This is a genomic window from Pedobacter africanus (genome assembly GCF_900176535.1).
GTDB classification, from domain to species: Bacteria; Bacteroidota; Bacteroidia; order Sphingobacteriales; family Sphingobacteriaceae; genus Pedobacter; species Pedobacter africanus.
Map to the genome: position 1 here is coordinate 45,965 of NZ_FWXT01000003.1, position 24,098 is coordinate 70,062.

15 protein-coding genes are annotated in these 24,098 nt (G+C 44.8%); 10 read left to right on the forward strand and 5 right to left on the reverse strand.

Annotated elements, in window-relative coordinates; genetic code table 11:
- Nucleotides 1-187: 187 nt before the first annotated feature.
- The 6 genes from B9A91_RS17395 to B9A91_RS17420 all read left to right on the forward strand — a co-directional run bounded on the left by B9A91_RS17395 (nucleotide 188) and on the right by B9A91_RS17420 (nucleotide 9,695).
- Entirely contained in the window at nucleotides 188-3,583 is a 3,396-nt protein-coding gene (locus tag B9A91_RS17395; protein WP_084240306.1) for a SusC/RagA family TonB-linked outer membrane protein, read from the forward strand.
- A gap of 21 nt (nucleotides 3,584-3,604) precedes the next feature.
- Nucleotides 3,605-5,032, forward strand: coding sequence for a RagB/SusD family nutrient uptake outer membrane protein (locus tag B9A91_RS17400; protein ID WP_159451733.1), 1,428 nt, complete (start codon nucleotides 3,605-3,607; stop codon nucleotides 5,030-5,032).
- A 19-nt stretch (nucleotides 5,033-5,051) separates the two neighbouring features.
- Nucleotides 5,052-5,801 (forward strand): DUF4843 domain-containing protein, encoded by a 750-nt coding sequence (locus B9A91_RS17405; protein WP_084240308.1) that lies wholly within the window; start codon nucleotides 5,052-5,054, stop codon nucleotides 5,799-5,801.
- Between the two features lie 30 nt (nucleotides 5,802-5,831).
- The gene (locus B9A91_RS17410; protein ID WP_159451734.1) at nucleotides 5,832-7,334 is read left to right on the forward strand and encodes a PKD-like family lipoprotein; all 1,503 of its coding nucleotides are present in this window, start codon (nucleotides 5,832-5,834) and stop codon (nucleotides 7,332-7,334) included.
- A 36-nt stretch (nucleotides 7,335-7,370) separates the two neighbouring features.
- A complete protein-coding gene (locus tag B9A91_RS17415) occupies nucleotides 7,371-8,486 on the forward strand; it encodes a TlpA disulfide reductase family protein (protein ID WP_084240310.1) in 1,116 nt (371 codons plus the stop codon).
- 168 nt (nucleotides 8,487-8,654) lie between these two features.
- Nucleotides 8,655-9,695 carry an FG-GAP and VCBS repeat-containing protein gene (locus B9A91_RS17420; protein ID WP_144008987.1) on the forward strand — a complete coding sequence of 347 codons (1,041 nt, stop codon included), beginning with the start codon at nucleotides 8,655-8,657 and terminating at the stop codon, nucleotides 9,693-9,695.
- A gap of 56 nt (nucleotides 9,696-9,751) precedes the next feature.
- Here the strand turns inward: B9A91_RS17420 and B9A91_RS17425 are convergent, their stop codons facing one another.
- The 5 genes from B9A91_RS17425 to B9A91_RS17445 all read right to left on the reverse strand — a co-directional run bounded on the left by B9A91_RS17425 (nucleotide 9,752) and on the right by B9A91_RS17445 (nucleotide 16,812).
- Nucleotides 9,752-10,555, reverse strand: coding sequence for a hypothetical protein (locus B9A91_RS17425; RefSeq protein ID WP_144008988.1), 804 nt, complete (start codon nucleotides 10,553-10,555; stop codon nucleotides 9,752-9,754).
- A gap of 10 nt (nucleotides 10,556-10,565) precedes the next feature.
- Nucleotides 10,566-11,357 (reverse strand): hypothetical protein, encoded by a 792-nt coding sequence (locus B9A91_RS17430; protein WP_084240313.1) that lies wholly within the window; start codon nucleotides 11,355-11,357, stop codon nucleotides 10,566-10,568.
- Between the two features lie 27 nt (nucleotides 11,358-11,384).
- Nucleotides 11,385-14,789 (reverse strand): TonB-dependent receptor domain-containing protein, encoded by a 3,405-nt coding sequence (locus B9A91_RS17435; RefSeq protein WP_235012595.1) that lies wholly within the window; start codon nucleotides 14,787-14,789, stop codon nucleotides 11,385-11,387.
- A 165-nt stretch (nucleotides 14,790-14,954) separates the two neighbouring features.
- Nucleotides 14,955-16,169, reverse strand: a complete 1,215-nt coding sequence (locus tag B9A91_RS17440; protein WP_084240315.1) for a FecR family protein — start codon at nucleotides 16,167-16,169, stop codon at nucleotides 14,955-14,957.
- Between the two features lie 82 nt (nucleotides 16,170-16,251).
- Nucleotides 16,252-16,812, reverse strand: a complete 561-nt coding sequence (locus B9A91_RS17445; protein ID WP_159451735.1) for a sigma-70 family RNA polymerase sigma factor — start codon at nucleotides 16,810-16,812, stop codon at nucleotides 16,252-16,254.
- Nucleotides 16,813-16,943: 131 nt separating this feature from the next.
- Here B9A91_RS17445 and B9A91_RS17450 point away from each other — a divergent pair, with 131 nt between their 5' ends.
- The 4 genes from B9A91_RS17450 to B9A91_RS17465 all read left to right on the forward strand — a co-directional run bounded on the left by B9A91_RS17450 (nucleotide 16,944) and on the right by B9A91_RS17465 (nucleotide 24,095).
- Nucleotides 16,944-17,534 (forward strand): RNA polymerase sigma factor, encoded by a 591-nt coding sequence (locus tag B9A91_RS17450; protein ID WP_084240317.1) that lies wholly within the window; start codon nucleotides 16,944-16,946, stop codon nucleotides 17,532-17,534.
- A gap of 77 nt (nucleotides 17,535-17,611) precedes the next feature.
- Entirely contained in the window at nucleotides 17,612-18,787 is a 1,176-nt protein-coding gene (locus B9A91_RS17455; protein WP_084240759.1) for a FecR family protein, read from the forward strand.
- A gap of 182 nt (nucleotides 18,788-18,969) precedes the next feature.
- Entirely contained in the window at nucleotides 18,970-22,590 is a 3,621-nt protein-coding gene (locus B9A91_RS17460; protein WP_084240318.1) for a SusC/RagA family TonB-linked outer membrane protein, read from the forward strand.
- Nucleotides 22,591-22,613: 23 nt separating this feature from the next.
- Complete coding sequence (locus B9A91_RS17465; protein ID WP_159451736.1) at nucleotides 22,614-24,095, forward strand: RagB/SusD family nutrient uptake outer membrane protein; 1,482 nt, start codon at nucleotides 22,614-22,616, stop codon at nucleotides 24,093-24,095.
- Nucleotides 24,096-24,098: the final 3 nt, after the last annotated feature.

Genomic DNA, 24,098 nt, shown 5'->3' on the forward strand with positions numbered 1-24,098 from the left:
ATTTACTAATAACCTAAACCATGATTATGAAAAAAAGCTAACCTGAACCCATCAGAGGGTTATAAAAAAAGAAGCCGGATAGTGTTCCAGCACTACCCGGCAGGCATTTGGATTAACCCTTCCCGTTAAACGGGAATCAAAAAAATGACAATCTATTCTTGTAATTAACCCAAACTAAACCAAAAGTATGAAAATTAATAGGTTTAACCTAGGTATGCCCTTTTGCCGGCTGCCAAATGTAAGCTACTGCATTATGCGTATTAATATCATTGTATTGATCATTGCTATTTTTGCCGTACAGGTGAGTGCGTCAACAGGCTATGCACAAAAGATCACAATCCATAAAAATAATGTTTCTCTTGCAACTGTTTTAAAGGAAATAAGACTTCAAAGTGGCTATGATTTCATTTATGATGTTGACCTCATCAGGCAGGTTAAGGTTATCAGTATTGAAGTCAGTAATGCAGCCCTGGAAGATGCGCTGAAAGCCTGTTTAAAAAACCAGCCCTTTACTTTTTCCATAGCCAATAATACCATTATCATTAAAGAGAAAAGTAACGGAATACTTGATGGTCTCCTTAGCTATTTTAAGGCTATAGACATCAGGGGTAGGGTTGTATCCGAAGATGGAAAACCCATTCCAGGAGCAAACATCCTGATTAAAGGAACAAAGAACGGAACCAGAACAAATGAGAAAGGTGAGTTCTTCATTAGGGGCATAGAGATGAAAACAACACTTGTGATTTCTTACATTGGATATAAAACCAGGGAAGTTGTGGCTACCGGTAAGGAAAATGAGCTGCTGATCAAAATGGAACTGGAAGAGCAAATGATGAAAGATGTGGTGATCACCGGTATGTTTGAGCGAAAAAAGGAAAGCTTTACCGGAAGTGCAGCTACCATTACCGGCGATCAACTTCGTGCCGTGGGCAATCAGAACGTGGTCCAGATGCTCAGAAGTCTGGATCCTTCATTTATTATTGTGGACAATAATTTAAAGGGCTCCGACCCTAATGCCCTGGCCCGCATAGAGCTTCGTGGAAAAACCAGCATTGCCCAGAACACAAACCTGGGCACGCTGACAGACCAGTTTGCGGTTGACCCTAACATGCCTTTATTTATCCTGGATGGTTTTGAGTCTTCGCTCCGCCAGATCACCGATCTGGATATTAACCGAATTGCCAGTATCACCATCTTAAAAGACGCAGCTTCCACAGCATTGTACGGGGCCAGATCAGCAAACGGGGTAATTGTAGTGGAAACCATCAGGCCTAAAGCCGGAGAATTACGGGTAAGCTATACTGGGGACTTCAGCGTCAGTGCCGCCGATCTTAGCGATTATAACCTGATGAATTCAGAAGAGAAGCTCGAATTTGAGAGGTTAGCGGGACGGTATAACGGTAATGGTGTAGGTAACGAAGATTATGTAATGCTGGAACGTTTTTATAACCAGCGCCTTAAAACTGTACGTGAGGGTATTAATACCTATTGGCTTAACGAGCCCTTACGCAGTACTGCTTTTACACAAAACCATTCGGTATATGCAAGTGGCGGCAGCAACGAATTCCAGTTCGGGGTAGGTGCCAATATGCAAAACATCACGGGCTTAATGAGGGGGTCCGACCGAAAAAACTGGGGCGCCAGGGCTGATCTTACTTACAGAAGCGGCAGGTTCAATGTGTCGAACAGGACATTTATCAGCGGTTCAAGGGCAGATGAATCACCTTATGGCTCATTCACGACCTACGCTAAGATAAACCCTTATTATAAAAAGGAGATCGTAGGAAAATATGTAGAGCAAATCCCTGCGGGGTACGATGGACGGGCATTGGCTAACGTACCTAACCCGCTGTACAATGCACAGTTAAATTCAGAACAATATGTCACAGGTTTAAGTTTGCAGAATAATCTGGGCTTCAATTTTGACCTGAACCGCTCGCTCAGGTTTACCGGTGCCCTGCAATTGTCGAAAAACATCAACACTTCGGTCAATTTCATCTCCCCCTTAAATACAGTTTTTGACAACACCACCGTACTCGAAAAAGGAAGCTACACCAATGGCCGAACAGAAGGTTTTAATTATAGCGGAAATTTAGGAGTTACTTACAATAAAGTGATCAGGGAGAAACATGTATTGACAGGAAATGCCAGGGCTGAAGTACAGGAGACCAATAGCAATTTCATAGGGCTTACCGCTGTGGGCTTTCCGGTAGGTGTTACGGGCAACCCGAGTTTTGCTTACGGTTACCAGCCCAATGCCAAGCCCCAGGTATTAACGCCACCAAAAACACGAAGGGTAAATGCACTGGCCAGTATAAACTATGTATATGATAACCGCTACTTTTTAGATGCGACCTACAGGATTGACGGCTCTACAGCATTTGGTACAGCCAAGCGGTATTCGCCATTCTGGGCAGTCGGATTGGGCTGGAATGTGCGCAATGAAAAATTCCTCAAAGCAGCCGATTGGATCAGTTCACTGATTGTAAGGGGAAATATGGGTTCAACCGGTAACCAGAGTTTTGGCAGCTTTGCCTCTGCCACAGTATACACCCTGGAGGCCAACAGTAATTATTTTGGGCAAGGACTGTACCATACCAGTTTGGGCAATCCGAACCTGGACTGGCAAAAAACCCTGCAGACCAGTATAGGGATAGATATGGGGATGTTTCAGAATAGGTTTACCGCTACCATAGACGCCTACCGTAAGTACACAGATCCGCTGATTGTTACCATCGATGTTCCGGGTTCGAACGGGATATCCAGTTACCCGATGAATGCAGGTAACATGACGGTCAAAGGTATAGAGGCAAACCTCAAATACTCTCCGGTATTCAATTTAAACCAGCGGATCATCTGGACACTGGGCTTAACCGGCAGTATGTACAATAGCAGGTACAATGGTTTTGGGAACATGCTGAACAGTTTGAATGCAGAGCAGCAGCGCAGCAATTCCATACAGCGGTTTACAGACGGGAGAAGTCCGGATGACATCTGGGCTGTGCAGTCGCTGGGTATAGATCCGGGATCGGGCCGCGAGGTATTCCTTAAAAAAGACGGGACCTATACTTTTGACTATGACCCTGCAGACATTAAGGTAATCGCTAATGGCAGGCCTGCTATAGAAGGGGTGGTCAATTCCAGTTTGCGCATTAAGAACCTTACCGTAAGTGCTTATATACGCTATAGTCTGGGGGGATCCAGATTTAATAATGCATTGTATGATAAGGTTGAGAACATCAGCTATGATGACCTTTCTTTTAACCAGGACAAGCGGGCACTGGAGCTGCGCTGGAAACAGCCGGGGGATATTGCACAGTTTAAGGGCATATCCTTAACCGATTATACACCCATATCGTCCCGTTTTATACAGAAGGAGAACATCATTACCGGCGAATCTATAGCTGTAGGCTATGAACTAACACCAGCAAGCGCTTCCTGGTTAAAGCAGGTGCATTTACAAAACCTTAGGTTTTCGGCCTATATGAACAATATTTTCAGGCTCTCCAATATAGTCTCTGAACGGGGTATTGATTATCCGTTTGCCAATACGGTTTCATTTAGTATCAATGCTTCATTTTAACTGATTAAAACTATGCAGAATATGAAAATAACTTTATCGACACTGGCATGCGGGTTCATGCTGATGGCATTGTCATCCTGTAATAAATTTCTGGATATACAGCCCGAGGACAGGTTCCTCTCGGCCGATGTCTTTAAAGATGAACTCTCGGCCAATAATGCGCTGAATGGGATTTACCTGAACCTTGCGAAGCCAGGGCTGTACGGAGGACAACTTAACATGAGCACTGTAGATGTACTGGCCCAATATTATAACCCGGTTACCAGCTGGAAGCAGTTATCGGACTACAATTACAAGGATGCCGGCGTGCAGGCCACTTTTAGTTCCTTATGGCGTTCGGCTTATGTAGCGATTTTAAACACCAATAGTTTTTTAACCCAACTGGGACAGTCAACCAACATCATGAGCAACGAGCGGAAAGACTTATTAAAGGGCGAGGCCTATGGGCTCAGGGCATTCCTGCATTTTGATATGTTAAGGTTGTTTGGGCCGGTGTATTCAACTGATGCTGATAAAACTGCTATTCCTTACCTTACGGTCCCGACCGAAAAGATACAGCCTTTATTGCCGGCAAGAGTTGTAGTGGATAGCATTCTGGCTGATTTGGACCGTGCAGAGCAGCTTTTAAAAAATGATCCGGTACGTACCGAAGGTGTGGTACCAGTAAGCGGAAATGATCCTGGAACTGATTTCTTTAAACTCAGGAACCGCCGGTTGAATTATTATGCTGTACTTGGCATTAAAGCCCGGGTATTGTTGTACAAGAGTGATAAGGCAGGCGCCCTGGCAGCGGCAACGCAGGTGATCAATGAGGCCGGTAAATGGTTTCCATGGACTGCCGGAAACCAGACGCTGCCAGGCATACAGAACCCCGACAGGTCCTTCTCGGCTGAGGTTATATTCGGGGTTCAGAACTACGACCTGTATACACAGCAGCGGAATTTATTTGCTGCCACACTGACCACGACGTCGATATTGGCCCCGGTGCCTGAACGTTTGACGGAGGTTTTTGAAAACAACGAGAATGATTACCGGTTGAGGATCAACTGGGTTTCAGGAGCCGCCAACGGAAAACCATATAAAACCTTTGTGAAATATGATGATGTGGTAACCAAAACCTTGCTTTTCAGAAATCTTCAGCCTCTGCTGCGCCTGTCGGAACTGTATTACATTGCCGCAGAATGTACGGCCGACCAGGGCACCGCTATAAACTATATCAACACAGTACGTAAAAACCGTGGCTTAACCGACCTTGATGGTACAGTTGTAATTAACGACGCACTAAAAATGGAGTATCGGAAAGAGTTCTGGGGAGAAGGCCAAACTTTTTTCTACTACAAGCGAAAAGCAATAAGCAGCATAGCGGGGGGCTTAAAGGATGTAAATGTACCCATGAACCCCGAGAAGTATGTTGTGCCGCTGCCACTTTCCGAAACTCAGAACAGATAAAATTTAATCCTGAAATGATATGAAAACCTATTCAATTTATATGGTGCCACTTTTCATTCTGATCACGTTTTTTTCCTGTAAAAAAAGCGATCTGATTACCTATGAAGGAAAACCAGCCCTTTATTTCTCCATAGCATCTGTGGATTCCTTGAGCGTGAATTTTTCACTGCTGCCTGATGAAAAAAAAGATTCTGTTCTTAAAATTCCGGTGAGTTTGCTGGGCAAGCAGCTGGATGCAGACGCGACTTTTGACGTTTTGGTAAACGGGCAGGTCACTACGGCTGCCGGCGGTACAGATTATGAGCTATCCGGCCAATTTAGCATGAAGGCAAAGAAAAGTACCGATACGGTGCGCATCAAAATTCTAAGGACAGCAAAACTGACGAGCAAGGCCTATGTGGTTGGTCTTGAACTGAAACCTTCTGCACAGTTTAGCAACAACCTGCTGAAGATCAATAATGCAAAAAACCAGGACAGCAGGGTCCGGATTTTTATAACGGATATACTGGCCCCGACAAAAGGTTGGCTTACCACCTCGGGTAAGCTGGGTACCGATTATTACCTGGGCAGATTTACCAAAAAGAAACTGCAACTGGTTGTTAAAATATTTGATTTCTGGACTTTTCAGCAGTTATATGACGATATCGATCAATACCCTGATTATTTCGGAGAACTTTTGTATGACTATCTGAACGAACAGCGTGGAGCGGGAACGCCCGTGTTGGAGGATGATGGTACCCCGATGGAAGCGGGCATATTTTTTAAATAAAACATATAGCATAAATCTTAATATATGATCATGAAATTTTTGAATAAAATGATACTCATGTTCCTGGTTGGGGGCCTTTTTCAGGCCTGTAAAAAAGACCCTGGAAACTATAATTATATCGAAATAAATGAGGCTGTGGTAAGTGGGCTCGATAGCCTTTATAGCGTCAATCAGGGCGAGATTTTACAGATTAAGCCCAAAATTGCCTACAGCAGAGATGCAGCAGGTGACACCCTGAATTACAAATATTCCTGGCTGAGAATCAACAGGGAAGGTTATAATGCCGGTGTCCCCAAGCTGATAGACAGTGCCACCAATTTTAATGTAAGGATGAACGATAATCTTGGTGTATACAACTATTCTTTTCGCATCACAGATAAGAAAACAGGGGTATGGAAAGAGTCTTATTTTAAAATATTTGTAACCAATAAAACCTACGAAGGATGGTACCTTTTATCTGAGACAGGGGGGAAGCAAAGTCGCCTGGACATGCTGAGCTATAAAGTGGCTGCCAAAAAGTATGAATTTATGGAAGATGTATTGGCAGCATCCCGCTCTACTCTCAAACTAAAAGGGACCCCTTCGTTTATAGAATTTTTCAATACCAATGGGGTACCTATTATCAATGGTACCCAGGATGCGCTTGTTGTTGGAACAACAGAAATGGCTACTTTTTTGGGTGTAGATACGCTGGAACATCTTCCGATATATGACTTTTCTGTTTTTATGGAAGGTAATAAAAACCTGGCCATAGGTCCGGGATCGAAAATGGAGACCCTGCCATTCAACGTATTTCTGTGGGCAAACCATATTGTCTACACCCAGTATTATGGAAAACTTTTTCCTATCAACAAGATGTCTTCAGGGAATACAAACCCTTTTAAAACGTCGCGCTCATTCGGTGCTGCATCAGTTGATGCAGTTTTGTTTAATGAGGATGCATCTGAATTTGTATGGTATCCCGGAAATGGGGCAAAATCCTGTATAAAAATTGAGAATGAAACACTTTTTAAGAACAAGATCGATAAGGACCTCCTTTACATGAAATACAGCAGCTATAATGGCGGGGAGTATTTTGCTATTCTGAAGGATAAAACCAGCGATAAGGTATACCTGGCACGATTTACAGTAGGTAAACAGAATTATTTTGCGGAGATTACCGGAACGCCTATTGCACAGGCCGAACAGTTTGAGGTGAGCGGGGATTTTGGCTATGTGTTTTACAGTGTAGGCGGTAAGCTTTACGAATATGATTTTAACCTGAAACTAAACAAGGAAATGGCTGACTATGGTTCCAGGAAAATCAGTCTTTTGAAATTTCAATATGTAGACCCGGGCTACTACACTAAAAACCCACGTTATGTAGACATTAACAGGAGATTGTGTGTTTGTACCTATGATGAGGGCAATATTGATCGTTCGGGTACATTGGACCTATATTTCATTCCGCCAATTAACGGGCAGCTGGTTAAAGAGGAGTCTTTCAGCGGTATGGGAAAAATTGTTAGCATCACTTATAGAAACAGGTCGTAGAAGATAAAAATTAATTTAAAATAAACACATATACACATGAAAAAACTAGTTCCAATTTTATTGATGCTCCCTTTTTTAGGGGTAGCACAAAAGCCATTTTCTATCAACGGAAATGTGAAAGGCCTGAAAACCGGCGACAAAGTTTACCTGACCGACCGAGGGCAATTGTCGGATTCGGCAATGGTAAGCAATGGTACCTTCAAATTTAATGGTACTATTGCAGACCCCGCCCAGGCCTGGTTGTTTCTGAATAAAAATCCTTTTTTGAAAAGACCTGAGAAGGGCGAAAAGGTTGATATGATTTCCCTTTATATTGAACCAGGCCAGATCAGTATAGCTGCGCCGGATTCACTGAGCAAGAGTGTTATTTCTGGTACACCCATTAACGAGGACAATAAAAAACTCAGAAACATGCTGAAGCCCGTTGCTGAAAAACAACAGGCATTATCTGCCAGGTACTATAAATTAACTGCAGACCAGCAAAAAGATGAAAAGTTAACCGCAGAAATTAAGGAGGACTATGGTAAATTATCAGAAGAAGATGCTTTGATAAAACGTGCCTTTATCAAGGCAAACCCTCAGTCGTACCTCAGTTTAATCCTGATGCAGGAACAAATGGAAGATGCTGAATATCTGCCGGAAGCAAAAAAAGCATTCCATATTTTTAACCCTACTTTAAAGGGAACAACTGTGGGTAAGGCAATAGCTGAAAGATTTGTAATTCTGAATAAGACCGCTATCGGGCAGATGGCAATTGATTTTGAACAAAATGATGTAAACGGTAAGCCGGTTAAATTGTCGGATTTTAAAGGTAAATATGTATTGCTTGATTTCTGGGCTTCCTGGTGCGGACCCTGTCGTGGCGAGAACCCGCATGTGGTTGCTGCCTATCAGAAATACAAAAACAAAGGCTTTACGGTTTTGGGCGTCTCTGCAGACAATAAAAAAGAAGATTGGCTAAAGGCAATTGCTGATGATAAATTGGAATGGACGCATCTTTCTGATTTGACTGGCAACAATCCGGTACTGAGATCGTACGGTATTACAGGTATCCCTTCAAACTTTTTAATAGACCCAACGGGAAAAATCGTGGCTTCACAGCTTAGAGGAGATACCCTTGAAAAAACACTGGAGCAGATATTAAATAAATAACTGCTCCCGCTCTACCTATGTATATACCCTGGGCAACCGGAGTCTTGTTTATTCATGTATTAAATTCCCCCGGCTCCGGTGCCATTGGTGTATGGTACGGTTTAATGGTTCATTCAACAAATTATATTTAATAGCATAAGAAAATTGAAAGATAAACTTGTAATACTGATGATATCAGGCTGTATGTCTGCTATTGGTGTAATGAAATCTGCAGCGCAGGCTAGTAACAGTGTTGTAAAACTCGCTCCCGGCTTTAAAATAGAAGCAAACGGAAAACCAATAGCAGCAGATATTGGTCATGCCGCACCTTTTATGATTGATTTTGATGGCGATGGCCGTAAAGACCTGGTGATGGGCGAGTTTAAAGAAGGTAAAGCAAGGGTATACCTGAATGTGGGGACAGATAAAGCCCCTCAGTTTAAAGACTTCAGTTACCTTCAGGCCGGTGGGAAGGATGCTTCTGTACCGCCTGCATGCTGCATAGGTTTTGATCCCTCTTTTATGGATTTGAACGGAGACGGCATTATGGATGTTACTTCCGGACAGTACACGGGCGGGTACATCAATTTTTATGAAGGGATTGCCGCAAAACCTTTTCAGTTTAAAGCTGGGGTAAGCCTCCTGCAGCCGGAATTAGAAAAAGGAGCGGTTAAAGATAGCCATGACTGGAGCATGCGCACTGCTAACTTTATTGACTTTGACGACGATGGCGATTACGACATGGTTTGGGGTAATGTAAGCGGAGCGGTTTTTTATGCCCAGAACACAGGCACTAAAAAAGCCTATAAGTTTGCCGAAAGCATATCCCTTACTACGAATGGAAGCCCGGCAAAAGTAGATTCTAAAAGTGACCCTTTTCCGGTTGACTGGGATGGGGACGGGATTATTGACCTGCTGGTGGGTTCGGAAGCAAGTGATATTGTGTTTTTTAAAGGAAAGAAAAAGGGCAGTACTAATTTTGAACCGGGTGTTTCTATCTGGACAGGAAGGAAGTCGACAGCAGGTGCTGCGGGCTCTTACCAGGAAGTATCGAAATCAATGGAAGCCCTGGGCGAGAAAAGGCCATATCCTGGCTATCGTGTACGATTGGGGGTAACCGATTGGAACGGAGATGGTAAACTGGATTTGATGGTAGGTAACTGCTATAGTCCTGAAAGCAATGATTCACATGCCACATCCGGGAATGTCTATGTTTTTCTTCGGCAATGAACCGTTGCCCAGCTTACAAACAGAATGGCCCCGAATTCATTCGGGGCCATTTAAAATTATTGTACCCGGTCCGGGTGGAAAAACAAGCGCAGCCGATCCAGGCCAGAAACGCCCGGGGTAACAAAATAAGCTTGTACCAGTCCTTTTTCTCCGGCAATGGGGAAGCCCATTCCGAATACTGAAGTTTTACTTTGCTTTTCATCGTCCTGGAAAGCCCATTGATCTGTTGTTCCCGCCTTGGTAAAACAGATGTCAGATTTGCCCAATTCATTTTTGTCATCAAAGTTTGTGGTAGACAGGTAATCGAAATATATCCAGGTTCTCGGCAGCACATTTTTCGCCAGGTATTCCCGGTATTCCTGTCCGCTGCTCTCGTCTTTTCTATAGAGGAAAATATCAACAGGATCGTTGTTTTCTGTGTAATACAGGTAAAAAACCAATTTGTTGGTGCTGGCATCGGCAGCAGGGGTATTGACGTCGATTTCTTTGCCATCTATATAGATGAAATTAAAAACAGCCTTGGTTCCGCTTTCCGGCAGTGGCTTACTGAACAGAATCTTGCCGCTTTCCGGGTTTTTAATGCTTAGGGTACCTGGTTTCTTTGCTGCCGGATAGGTGTACACTACATTAAAGTCGAATGTTAACGCAGGTTTGAGCACAAATTTTCCGTTAGATACGGTTTTGTCATACCTGGTAGTATCTATTACAATTTCAAGTTCATCGGTACCTCCGTTGTACCCGTTTACCACCACTTGCATGGCTTTCTGGCCGGTTAAGTCTTCTTTGTTGCAGGCCAAAAATGTGGCCATCAGCAGTAGTAATGCTATTGTAGTTTTTATATAATGGGTTATTAATCTCATTTTCTGTTTTTTATAGTTCTAAATCTTTGTTAAACCGCATGCTGTTGCCAATAGGGACTTCACTGAAAATATACAGTTTGGCAGCGGCAGCGGATGATGCCGGTTTAGGCGCGGTAGAGGAGGTGGCATGCCAGGTGTAAGCCGTTCCTTCTGTGTAAAGCTCGTTGGTGCCTGCTTTGTATATGTAGACTACAAAAGAAACAATGGTGTTTTGCCCATTGTACTGCTGCCCAACAGTAGAAAAAGTAGGGATGGTAACCGGGTCACTGAATTCATAAGGCTTTGCATTTTTAATCCGGCCCAGCTCTTCAAATACCTTAGGCGTCCAGTAGTATTTTCCCAGAACAATGTCTACCGGTTCTGAATAATTGGTAACCGTTGGTTTAAACATATAGCTCACTTTAATTTTACCTTCTTCTGCAGCCGGTATTTCAGGCATATCATTTACCTTTCCGTTCATGTAAAAGAAGCTGATCGTTGCTGCTCCATCTGCCTTTTTTAGTTCCTTTTCCAATACAGGTTTTCCGCTTTCCTTTTCCCTGATGCTCAGCTTTACTGTATTCTGGTTTGCCGGAAAGAGATAGGCTTCGCTCATATCGAAACGGCCACTGTTGATGTACGATTGAAACCTGATCGTATCCAGTTTAACCAGTAGCTCTTTGTTGTCGCTGTTGTACCCCTTTACCGTAACGGGCAGCATATCTCCTTTGTATAAAAAGTTATCCTCGCCTTTATTGCAGGCAGTTTGTGCCAGCAGTACAACTGCTGTAAATACGGCATAAAATATATTTCTGATTTTCATGGTCTTCATTTTATGGATTGAAATTGTTTAGAAGGCATAAGAAACTGATAGGCTGAATGAGCTGCCTACTTTACGGAAAAATGTATCCTTGTCGCCAACCCTTGTTTTGGTTTTTCCATCAGCTGAGGTCTCGTAGTATCCCTCTTCATATTTCTGTGAGAACCCATATTTCCATTCGTAGATATCGGCCCAGTCGGACACACCTGTTGCGGTAATTGCAGACATATTCATACCTTTCCATTTATCCAGTAGTTTATAGGTCTCATCGCTGTTGATATAGAAACGGTAAGGATTGTTCATCAGGTTGCTCATGTTCAGCTTTGCCTTTAATTTTTTGTCTCTTAAAAAATTATAGCTCAATTGGGCATCCAGCTGGTTGCGCGGACGCTCATATTCTACGATGCTGGGTAATAATCCGGTGGCAAAGGTTTTATAGCCCATATGGTTAAAGGCAATGTTGGCACCGAAACGAGGGCCATCGTACTGCAAGGCCATGTTGTATAGTACAGGAACCTGGCCATACAGCGGTCTTTTTTCGCGGATCATCTGCCTGGTACGGTACTCAAACCTTCTTCCATATTTATCGTCGGTCATGCTCTTGCCAACCACGGTACTGGCCTGTACATCTGAATTCTGGAGGGTCAGGTTACCACTCAGGTAAATGTCGTCCAGGAACTTCCATTCTGGTTTTACAAAACCAAAGCTTTTGCGGAGGTCAAATTCCCAGCCGCTCACTTTTGCCCATTCAGAGTTTTGTGTAACCACATACACCCTTCCGGTATTATCTGGCTGATTGCGGTAGATCTCTACTGGTTTATCAAAATATTTATAAAAATAGCCAAATGAAATCACCTCTCCGGGCTTGGGGTACCACTCCACCCGGAAATCGTAATGATCTATCAGGGTAGACAAAACACCCTGGTTGCTGCGGTAAGCGGCAATACCGGGGTCATAGCGGATCATACGGGAGTTTTCTATCAATGCCGGTCTTACCACTGATTGTGCGTATGCGGCCCTCAGGTTGAGGTCTTTCAATGGGGTAATGGTCATGCTGGCCGAGGGCAGGTAGCGCCAGGTTTTTTCTTCATGCTCCGGATCGGCAAAAGCAGATACAATTTTCCCGGTTCCGGGATCTACAAATTGCTGCTTTTCACCTTGCTCAATCAGGTTCCTGGTAGCCAGATCATTTACGCCATTTTTAATCCATTCGTATTTGTAATATTCGGCCCTGGCCCCCCAAACCAGGCGCAACCATTTAGTAAACCGGTTATCCAACATGGCATATACTGCCTGGTTGGTGTTTTTACCCTGGTATCCATTGTAAGAGAACCCTGCAGGATAATAGAAGAGGTCTTTTTGAGGGTCTTTAAATTCCAGGTATTTGCCCCAATCCTGCACCGGCACATAAGGGTAAATGCCGCCAGGCTGTACGGAGCCAATGGGCAATAGCGTCCAGTCGTACGTGCCTTCGCGCTGCATGTACTGATAGCCGGTTTTAGCCACCTGTTTTAAACCTGCTATGTAGAAATTGTAATTCAATGCGCCTTCGGCAGCTTTATTTACTTCATCATATTTGTATTGCGCCCTGTTAAAAGTACCGCCGCCCGGATTGGTGACACCGCTGGGCATGACATTGTATATGATCCCGTTCATGGTTTTGGTGGGGCCCAGCCAGGCTTCTATGGCATCTTTTTCCAGGTTAACGAGCTTATTGCGGGAAACATTCCAGTCAAAACGGAAAGCGCCGAAGGTATGCTCGCCATTGATGCGGTTTTGGAGCATGTCAATAAATTTCGGGCGGTCGTATTCACGGATTTCGGGCAGGTCTCCACGGCCAATTTCGTTGCCCCAGCCTACAATGCGAGAGAATTGGTTACTGAACACACGCGAATAAAAATTACGTGAGGTGATCTTATGATTTTTCGAGCTCCATCCCAGATTGAGCAGAGCACCCCAGCTCGTATTGAAATTGTATTGATTGGCAAAGGTAGGGTCAACTTCCCCGCCGGTCTCCACCTTAATGATCTTGTTGCCCAGTTTTTCCCAGTTGCCACGGCCAAACTGTGAAATGTCTTCATTAGCTTGTTCATTGCGATAACTTAGCGAACCAACAAAACCAATTCGACTGTTTTTAAGGTCATAACTACGGCCCAGGCTAAACTGATAGTTTTGTCCGGGTAGTGCAGTATAGATCCTTGTGCCCGCCCTTTCCAGTCCGCCAATCCTTTTGTTCTGTTCTGCAATCATGGCCGGTGTGATGGGTGTAACGCCTTTTGGAGGTATTGCACCTGGGTTGGTAGGGATGTAGTTCTGGCTGGTAAATACCATGATGTCTTTTGGGAAATGGTCCCTGACGCCATCATCAAAACCCAGGTAATCGTTTTTGCCGCGACCATAACCCAGGAAATCTTTGCCGGTACTGCCTTTGATGTATTTGCCCCCAAAACTGAAAGTATTGAAATTTTTATCAGGGATGGCCAGGGTATTGATCTGGATCAGTCCGCCGCCAAAACCAAAGCTCAGGTCAGGAGTCGAGGTTTTGGATACGATCACATTGTCGATCAGGTTAACCGGAACAATATCAAACTCAAAATCGCGTACCTGCACATCTGTGCTGGGCAGTGTAGCACCGTCCATCATGGCCAGGTTATACCGCTCTGCAATTCCCCGTACCACAACCCGGCGGTTGTCGTTGGTGCTTACGCCAGAGATCCTCTTCAAAGTTTCGCCAATGTTTTTATCGGGCAGCGCGGCAATCTGCTCTGCCGAGATGCCATTGGAAATACCGGCTTCGTTTTTCTGACGGGTATATAAGGCATTGATGCTTTCTTTTTTGAAACTGGCAGTGACCACAACCTGATCTAATGTACTGGTGATGGCGGTCAGCACCATGTCGAGCCTGGTCACTTCACCTGCTTTAACGACAACATCGGTAATACGCTTGCTCTGGAAGGATACATAGCTGGCTTCCAAGGTATAAGTACCCGGGGCTATGCTGAAGTTGTAGCTGCCATCGGTACTGCTTTGCACGGCCTGGCCACCCTGGAGCAGTTTAATGCTGGCTCCCGGAAGGGCTTCACCACGATTGTCCAATACCTTGCCTGTGATGCGACCGGGCTGCTGCCGCGCAGTATTAGGTACTGCGGCCCTTTCTGCTTTGGTAACGACCACGAGCATATTCTTTACGGTATAGCTGTAGGGCTGATTGGCAAAACAGGCATTGAGTACCTGTTCTACAGTAGCATTTTTTAGCTGGATGCTTACCGGCCTTGCATCGTTAAAAAGCTCGGTATCATAAAAGAAATCATATTTGCTTTGCTTTCTGATTTCTTCAAGTATGGAGTGGATGCTGCTGTTCTGCCTGTTCAGGTTGATGCGCTGAGCATAGCTGGCTGCATTGACCTGTATCAGCACACAGGTTATTAATATCATGGTGATTTTCATAACACGCATGCATTGATAAAAATTCATATTTTTGTTAATGTTAAAATGAGTTGATGATGTTGTAGCTTCAATATTTTCGATAAGCTTTAACAATACCGCCAGAGGTGTTCCCAGCACCTTTGGCTTTTTTTGCTTACCGTTCGTATGGTGGTATTAGTCGGTCACGATCAGCCTCCTTCCTTTTAATGTTGCTGTTGCTTTTTTTGTGGATTGTATCATTTCTATAATGGTAGAAAGCGGCTGTAAGCGCGACACCATGCCGTTAAAGCGCATGTTGCCCAGCTGATGCGGATATTCCACTTCTATATCATACCAGCGCGAAACCTGACGTAATACGCTTTCAAGGGTTTCGCCCCTGAAAATGAAATCACCATTTTTCCAGGCCAGCTGCTGCTCAATGTCGGCATCCCTTACCCGGATGGCCCCATCTAACACTGCTTGTTGCCCCGGTTTCAATAATGCAGACTGGCCATTTCTGGCATGTACCCGTACACTGCCTTCTACAAGGGTAGTTTTTACAGCAGTTTCATCGGGATATGCATTTACGTTGAAGTGCGTACCTAAAACCTGTATTTCCTGTTTGTCCGTTTCTACAAAAAATGGAACCCGCTCTGGCCTGCGGTCCCGTCCTCCCCGCAAGGAGCTATACAGCTTCGCAACCTCGAAATAAACTTCTCCGGTCATTTTTACACGGCGTTCTTTTGCATCAAAATGCAAAGGATAGCTCAAAGAAGAGGCGGCATTCAGCCAGGCCCTGGTCCCGTCGGGCAGACAAACCTGGTATTGTCCGCCCTTTGGTGTAGTAATGGTATTTGTTGTTGTACCTTGCAGCACTTTGTCCCCGGCCATGCGATACAGGATATTGCCATCCCTTGTTTTTTCTATCTGTATCCCATCCTGCCTGGCAAGCGTTCCGCTTGTTGCATCTTCCAGAGAGATGACCGAACCGTCGGCCAGGGTTAAGGTAGCTTTATGTCCGCCCGGAAGGATGTCTGTTTGTTGTGCCAGCTGCCTGTTGTTTGCCGCTTCGGGACTCCTTAACAGCCAGGTGATGCCTGCCAGTAATACAAAACCGGTAAATATGGCCGCGTAGCGCAACCAAGGTAGGCGGCGCATTAACTGCACAGCAACCGCGCTATCAGCGATCCTTTCATTGATCTGTTGCTGCCAGCTTTCCATTTTTTCGGCAGCCACATGGTCAGGCAATGCTGTTTGCTGCGCTGCACGGGCATCCTGTTCCTCCATCAGCTGATGAAGTTGAGCAACCATTTCAGGATCTTCCAGCAGCTGGTTTACCTGCTGGGCTTCCGCATGGCTGCACTGATGGTCCAGGAACCTGGTCAGTAATTTTCGGGTTTGCTCTTCCATAGCTTTTTAAATCTCCTTCTTATCCTACTACTCGTAAAAAGGAGGGGCGCACCACCTACGGAAAATGAAAAAAATATTTATGCTATACGGCCAGGTACTTTTTGGTGCGGTTGCGAAAGGTCTCCAGGGCAGATGACATGTAGTTTTCTACGGTGTTTACCGATAGGTTCATTTCCCTGGCGATCTCCGGGTAGGTAAGCCGTTCCTCCCGGCTCAGCTGGAATACACGACGGCGCTGAGGGGAAAGGGCCTGCAGCACATCCTGATATAGTCCGTCTGCATCAGCTGTCATGAGTTGATGATCGGCCAGTTTGCGGTCGGCAAGGGTTTCTGTTAGTGTAGTTTGCTCAATAGTTGTTACAGATGTAACCATTTTACGGCGCTGATCTACAATCTTGTTGCGCATACAGCGGTAAAGGTAAGCAGCTATATCGCCCTCAATTTTCCTGGTATGTCTTTTTTCCCAGATGTCGAAAAGCAGATCCAGCATCAGTTCTTCGGCAATATTTTCGTTGAGGATATAACGCAGGGCCTGTTTGTATAATCGGGCAGAATGCCGGCCGAAAAACTCATTGTAGGCCTTAACATCGTTGTGCTGACAACGTTCCAGTAAGGCATGATCGGTTGTATGCGTGTAATCCACTTCAGAAAAAATTTACCGGAGCAAAACTGTTAAAATGGCGTTTGCTTAATGTGAGTTGTATATTAATTTTTTATTAATAATTCTTAATATTGGCACTGGTATCCCTATATTAAGGGCTGAGGCAGATCACCATGGTAATTAAACCCCTTCATGAAGAAGCTGAACTACTGGCTAAAATAGCGGAGGGCGACCAGCTTGCCTTTAAAGTGATCTACGACCAATACCACAGGCAGGTGTATAACTTTGCCTTCAAATGGATACAGGAAAAAGAATCTGCACAGGAAATTGTGCAGGAAACTATGCTGTACCTTTGGCAATTGGGCCATAAGCTTAAGGACATCCACAATCTGGAGGCCTATCTGAAAACCATCGCCAAGCGTAAAGCCATTGATGTTTTTCGTACAAAAGTATTGCAGGAAAAATCTGTAAGAGTACTTGCAACGGCTTACATCGACGGTCATAATGACACCGAAGAAGGCATTCTGATGCGGGAAGCCAGGAACATTCTGGCCGAGGGGATTAGCCAGCTTCCGGCCCAGCAGCAGCAGGTATACAGGCTTTGCCAGCAACAAGGTCTTAAATACGAAGAGGCCGCCCGGCAATTGGGTATTTCTCATGGAACGGTACAAACACACATGAAGCTGGCTTTAAAATTTCTGCGTACCCATGTGCTGAAAAACACAGATGTAGCCGCTCTATTGGTGATTTTGAAATTATTTTAATTTTTTTTGAATTTCATTACCTCGATTTTTTTTGTCGCCCGACTTCAATTTAAATGGGCAGTATGCCCCGGCTAAACATGAACAAAGAAAGATTAAGTTATTTGCGTTTGCAGTACCTGTCTGGCAATATCACCTCCGCAGACCTGACTGAATTGAAAAGCCTGGTAAATAACCCTGACCTTGATGCTGGGTTTTCAGACCTCGCAGAGGAAATCTGGATGGCACCAGATTCGGATATCCAGCCTATGAGTGCAGATGAGGCAAATGACATATACCTGCAGGTAACTGCCGCTGCCCAGCAAAAAAGACCGGTTAAGCTTTGGAGGCGCCTGGCAGTTGCGGCTTCTGTTATTTTAATTGCGGGCTGTGGACTTTACTTTCTGCTAAACAAACCAAATGCAGGTCTCAAAGATACTCCGGTATATGCCGCTGATGCTTTACCAGGAAAGGTTGGTGCAACCCTTACACTTGCCAATGGAAAACAAATAGCATTGGGTGATGCCAGCAAAGGAGAGTTGGCTAAAGAAGCCGGTGTCATGATTACGAAGCAGGCCGATGGAAAACTGATTTATGAGGTGGCTGCGGTGGATAATGATCATAAATTGAATAAACTGACCACTGCCAGGGGAGAAACTTACCAGGTTCGTTTGTCGGATGGCACTATGGTTTGGTTAAATGCAGATTCAAAGCTAACGTACGCAGCCTCCTTAAATGTAAATAAAGGACCACAGGAGCGAAGGGTAAAGCTGGAAGGTGAAGCTTATTTTGAGGTGACCAAGAATAAAAACAGCCCTTTTATAGTGGAAACGGGGGGGCAGGAGGTCCAGGTGCTGGGCACTCATTTTAATATCAACAGTTATGCAGATGAGCCTTTGCTGAGCACCACTTTATTGGAGGGAAGTGTGCGTGTGACAACTGCTGGTTCTGCAAAGCAGGCCATAGTGCTTAGTCCAGGTCAGCAAGCCCTTAACCAGCAAGGTAACGTGAAGGTGGTGAAAGCCAACCTGGAGCAGGTGATGGACTGGAAGCAAGGCGATTTTTACCTGAACCATGTCAATTTCAAAACTGCGATGCGCAAAATTGCCAGGTGGTACAATGTCGAAGTAGTTTACGACGCCTCTGTCTCTGATGTTATAGAGGCAGGTGGCTGGATTTCAAGGAATAAAAAACTTTCCGAAATATTACAGTCCATAGAAGCAACGGAACAGGTGCACTTCAAAGTAGAAGGACGGAAAATTATAGTATTCAAATAACCAATAACCAGAAAAGCCAAATAATTATGCAGAGAAACTTACCATAAAAATCTAGAAGGAGGGGAACAAACCAGATCCTTTTAAGGATCTGGTTATAGTTTGGCCACAATTAATTTACTGTAAACCGCAGTTGCCCGCACCGTGGAAAGTTCAGGGCGTACTGCATAACCAAACCAATACAAATGTATAGAATTTATACCAGAAACCAGGGTATGGCACTAAGGCTGTACCGTAAACTATTGCTAGTTATGCGACTAACCACCGTGATCTTAATAGCATCCCTGATGCAGGTCAGTGCATCAACATTTGGCCAGCGCATTACCATGGACAAAAAAAAGGCCTCCCTCGAAGCGGTGCTGAAGGAAATCCGCAAGCAGAGCGGTTATGATTTTTACTACGATGGGAATGTGCTTTCATCGGCCCCCGCTCTTAGCATAACTTTGAAAAATGCCAGTCTGCCTGATGCCCTGCGTGTGGCGTTTGAGGGACTGGATATTGATTATACCATTAAGGGGAATATTGTGTCCATTAAAAAGAAGGACACCGGCTTTCTGGACAAAGTACTTGGCGCTTTTGCAAACATTGATGTACGTGGAACAGTGGTGGATGCGGAAGGCAATACGCTGAGTGGGGCTACTGTTAAGATTAAAGGGACCAATCGGGTGGCGGTTACCGACAACAACGGTGAGTTTAACTTCAGAAATGTAGATGAAAATGCAGTTCTGGAAATCTCCTACCTGGGGTATCGTAGCCGGGAAATTAAGGTAGCTAAAAACATGGCTCGTATTTCGCTGGAGCTTTCCAGCGGTGAGCTGAGCGAAGTATTCGTGATCTCAACCGGTTATCAGACACTTCCGAAAGATAGAAGCACCGGTTCTTTTGCACATGTAGACGCGGGGAAGATGGCCCAAAAAAGTATAGGCATGAATGTGGTAGATCGCCTGGAAGGTCTGGTACCCGGATTAGCTGTAAATTATGGACAAGGGAACGACAAACTGGTGCTGCGGGGTGTAAGTTCCGTCAATCTTAGCCGTCAGCCCTTAATTGTACTGGATGGTGTGCCGGTAGCCGAATACCGGAACATAGAATCGCTGGTAAACCCGGCGGATGTAAAGGATATCACGGTATTAAAAGATGCAACAGCAGCATCCATCTGGGGTGCGCAGGCTGCAAACGGGGTGATTGTAATTACAACTAAGTCAGGGGAATACAACAGCACTAAAATAAACATTGCCTACGATGGCTTTGTTTCCTTTAAAGGAATGCCTGATTACAGCAGTTTAAACCTGATGTCCAGTCAGGAGTATATTGCCACGGCCAAACAATTGTTCCAGAACAGCAATTACCTCACCGCCTATCCTTTCAATACAGTGAATACCTTTAATGGCGGAAATTACCCCCGGATATATCCGCATGAAAGAATTTTCTATGATCTGAAATCCGGACTCACCACAGAGGCCCTTGCCAACCAGCGTTGGGACTCCCTGGCCAATTTATCCAACAGGGAACAGATCGATAAAAACTTTTATCAGCAGGCCATGCTCAGCTCACACAGTGTAACACTTTCTGGTGGCGGCAGGCTGAATAAATTCTTTGGCTCGCTGGCCTATAGCAGGTATGACAATGCAGACAAGTCCACACGCGACAGGTACAACTTCAATTTGCGGGAAGAATGGAAACTGGCCAAATGGCTTACGCTCGACCTGACCGGTAATCTATCGTACGAGAAAAACCGGGTGCTGAGTAACCTCTCCCATCCAACGCCTTTTATAACCGAACTGGACCAGTATGTACCTTACGCACTTTTTGCCGATGGGAATGGAAGCCCTTTATCGCAAAGCTATCTATACATGACGCCCGCTTACAGAAGTACTGCAGAGCAGAGAAGCAAGATCAGCCTCGATTATGTTCCTTTAAATGAGTTAAACTATAACCGCAATGACAACAGTGTTTTAGCAGCCCGGGTAAATGGAGGGTTAAAAGTGAACCTGTACAAAGGACTTAGTTTTACAACCAGGGGGCAGTACCAGAAAACTGTAGACGATGGCTATAATTTTTATGATCAGAATGCCTATAGGGTACGTTTGGAGGTTGTCCAGTTTACACCGATTCCTGCTGCGGGAGCCGAACCGGTATCTCTTTTGCCAACAACAGGCGGACATTATGCTACCAATAAGTTAAATGTGACTGCCAGGACCATCAGGAATCAGCTGGATTACAATCTGCAAACCGGAGACCACCAGATTACAGCACTGGCCGGACAAGAGGTTAAAAGTACACTTTTTGATGTGACCAGAACCATGACCAGGGGCTACGATTTCCAAACGCAAACCTATATTACCTACAACCAAAAAGACCTGGAGAACCCTGGCATTCCTGCTACCGGCGCTACCGGTGCAATATTGCCAATAGGAACGGCCAGCAGGAATACACTCAGATCTATGCCGATCACCAGGGCCGAAGATGAATTGCGCTTTGTTTCCTTTTATGGGAATTTAGCCTATGCGTATAAGAACAGGTATAATTTTAATGGCAGCCTGCGCTACGATCAGTCTAACCTTTTTGGTAAGTCCAAAAGCAGTCAGAATAAACCGATCTGGAGTGTGGGCTTGAGCTGGAATATGGAACGGGAGGATTTTTTCAAATCTGAGCTGATCAGCAAACTGATGTTAAGGGGTACTTACGGTATTGCAGGTAATTCGCCAGGTGTGGGCAAAGGTGGGGTTGCCGATATCCTCTATGCCAGTAACAGTACAAATTATTCCGGTCTCGGTACAGGATATGTTATTATCAGTCCGGCCAACAATCGTCTGGTGTGGGAAGAAACAAGGTCTTTAAATTTAGGTGTTGACTTTGAACTGCTGGACCAGCGGATTTCGGGAACAGTAGATTATTACAGTAAACGGACGCCTAATTTGCTGGGCGAACGCCCGCTAGATCCAACAACGGGCTGGTCTAGCGCCTATGGCAATTTAGGGGAAATACGTAATAAAGGCATCGAAATTTCCATCAACAGCAGGAACATCAGCCAGAATGATTTCAGCTGGACAACCAATTTTAACATCTCCCAAAATAAAAACAAGGTAGTTTCTTTAAAGCGACCTGTTGCCTTGACCGTAGATGCGAAGACAAATGGCGGCTTTATTGAAGGCTACTCTGCCTACAGTCTGTTTGCCTATAAGTATGCAGGCTTAAATGCGGATGGAAATCCAATGGTATACAAGCAGGACGGTAGTACAGGTATGTTTACCAACCAGCTGGCTTTGGCCGATACCTATTACCAGGGAAGCACGCAGCCCTTATGGTACGGCGGGATAACCAATACCTTTCGTTATAAGGATTTTACACTGTCTGGTCTGATTGTGTATAACCTGGGGAATGTAATGCGCAGTGATGTAAACCGTTTTTATTCAGGAAGACTGCTTGCCAATATCCAAAGCAATTTTAACGAAAGGTGGCAGAACCCGGGTGATGAGGCAAATACCAATGTGCCTAAATACGTGCCCCTTGAAACCACCAGTATCAGCCAAAGGACCACCTCATTTTATAACCGGAGCGACCTGAACATCATCAGTGCATCTTATGTGCGCTTAAGGGACCTGACTTTGTCTTACGATCTGTTCAAATCCGGGTTGTCTAAACTGCATTTGCAAAAGGCAAGGATATATGCTCAGGTCAACAATGTGTTGTTGTGGACAAAAAATGACAGAGGGATAGATCCTGAGTACTACAATTTATCGCAAGGAACGAGATTAAAAGTTAACCCGGCGTTTTATACCCTGGGGCTAAACCTTTCTTTTTAATGATCAGAAAAAAATATATTCCAATGAATATTTCAATAAAAAAAATAGCACTGCTGATCATGATCGGCAGTGTATTTACAGGATGTAAGAAATTCCTCGAGATAGAACCTAAAGGAAAAGTCGTGGCCAAAAAAATCGAGCATTACAATGGTCTTTTCAATAATTCCTTAATCAATGGTTTTCAGAATTTAAGGATGACGGCCACCACCAATGCGATAACGGGCGAGCTGGGCTTTTCTTTTAGTATCCTGGGAGAGGTTGATGCTCCTTTTTATATGTCTGATGATATGATGGCCAATCCGGCCACTTTCCAGAGCTTCAGTCTGATTAATCAGAAGAGCTACAAATGGGCCGATGACATTTATTTGCCCGAAACCAATGCTTCGGAGTGGAGTGCCTTTTATACACATAATTATGTATACAATGTAATAGCCAATGGGGTAATGAATGCCGAAGATGGTACGGAAGCAGAGAAAAGGGCATTACAGGCAGAGGCCAGGGTAGCCAGGGCCTACATGCATTTTTGGGTGGCACAGCTTTTTGCCAAACCTTTTAATCCTGCTACGGCTGCTACAGACCCGGGAGTGCCTATTGTAACTGAAGCAGATACTGAAATCAAAGGTTTTAAACGTGCTGCTGTAAAAGAAGTGTATGATTTCATTACCACTGAAATTACCGAGGCAATCCCCAGCTTAAATCCCAGTACCATAAATAAAGGAAGGATAGGGCAGCTGGCTGCATACAGCATCCTGGCAGAAGTTTATTTCAATATGGGAAAATACCAGGAAGCACTTGGCCCGTTGAATAAGGCGTTTGAGCTGGTTGGCTCAAGCAAAGTGCCGATCTCACTGTACAACTACAACATTAAAGTCAATGACTGGTATAATGCACTTGCCCCTAATTCTGGCCTGGCTGGTTTCCCAACTTCTTTTGATAGTTATGAAACCATTTTTACAAAGCAGAGTGCTGCCCCGCTTTACAGTGCGTTCAGCAACCTGGCTGTGCTGACGCCGGAAACATATGCGTTGTTTGGGGCAGACGATCAGCGCAGAAAGGCATTTAGTGACAAGAGCCTGTTTTCTTCTGCAGTGCAATTGCCAGGCTATCAAAGAGCTGCTCCTTTAACTATAAATTTAGGGCCAACACTGCCTAACCTGTACCTGATGAAGGCAGAGTGCGAGGCACGCAACGGACAGCTTACAGATGCAGAAAATGATCTGGAAACTTTACGGAAAAACCGCATGCCAGATGCCACGGCACAAGTACAATATACCGGACAGCAGGAACTGGTTAAACTTATCCTGCGCGAACGTATCCTTGAATTTGCAGCGACCGGCAGAAGGTGGTTCGATATGCGCCGCCTTTCTGATGATGCCCAGTACAACAATACCCGTGGAACACGGACGATAGGAGGGCAAACCTATACCTTAAGCAACAATCGCTTAACGTTAAGAATTCCGCCGATGATCCTGAATTTTAATCCATCCATGCCCGATAACCCATAAAAC

Excerpts from the sequence above, each read along its gene's own strand:
- B9A91_RS17440 (WP_084240315.1), bottom strand. The coding sequence starts at position 16,169 with ATGGAAGAGCAAACCCGAAAATTACTGACCAGGTTCCTGGACCATCAG.
- B9A91_RS17395 (WP_084240306.1), top strand. The coding sequence starts at position 188 with ATGAAAATTAATAGGTTTAACCTAGGTATGCCCTTTTGCCGGCTGCCA.
- B9A91_RS17405 (WP_084240308.1), top strand. The coding sequence starts at position 5,052 with ATGAAAACCTATTCAATTTATATGGTGCCACTTTTCATTCTGATCACG.
- B9A91_RS17400 (WP_159451733.1), top strand. The coding sequence starts at position 3,605 with ATGAAAATAACTTTATCGACACTGGCATGCGGGTTCATGCTGATGGCA.
- B9A91_RS17435 (WP_235012595.1), bottom strand. The coding sequence starts at position 14,789 with ATGATATTAATAACCTGTGTGCTGATACAGGTCAATGCAGCCAGCTAT.
- B9A91_RS17465 (WP_159451736.1), top strand. The coding sequence starts at position 22,614 with ATGAATATTTCAATAAAAAAAATAGCACTGCTGATCATGATCGGCAGT.
- B9A91_RS17425 (WP_144008988.1), bottom strand. The coding sequence starts at position 10,555 with ATGAGATTAATAACCCATTATATAAAAACTACAATAGCATTACTACTG.
- B9A91_RS17450 (WP_084240317.1), top strand. The coding sequence starts at position 16,944 with ATGGTAATTAAACCCCTTCATGAAGAAGCTGAACTACTGGCTAAAATA.
- B9A91_RS17420 (WP_144008987.1), top strand. The coding sequence starts at position 8,655 with ATGATATCAGGCTGTATGTCTGCTATTGGTGTAATGAAATCTGCAGCG.
- B9A91_RS17415 (WP_084240310.1), top strand. The coding sequence starts at position 7,371 with ATGAAAAAACTAGTTCCAATTTTATTGATGCTCCCTTTTTTAGGGGTA.
- B9A91_RS17410 (WP_159451734.1), top strand. The coding sequence starts at position 5,832 with ATGAAATTTTTGAATAAAATGATACTCATGTTCCTGGTTGGGGGCCTT.
- B9A91_RS17455 (WP_084240759.1), top strand. The coding sequence starts at position 17,612 with ATGAACAAAGAAAGATTAAGTTATTTGCGTTTGCAGTACCTGTCTGGC.
- B9A91_RS17460 (WP_084240318.1), top strand. The coding sequence starts at position 18,970 with ATGTATAGAATTTATACCAGAAACCAGGGTATGGCACTAAGGCTGTAC.
- B9A91_RS17430 (WP_084240313.1), bottom strand. The coding sequence starts at position 11,357 with ATGAAAATCAGAAATATATTTTATGCCGTATTTACAGCAGTTGTACTG.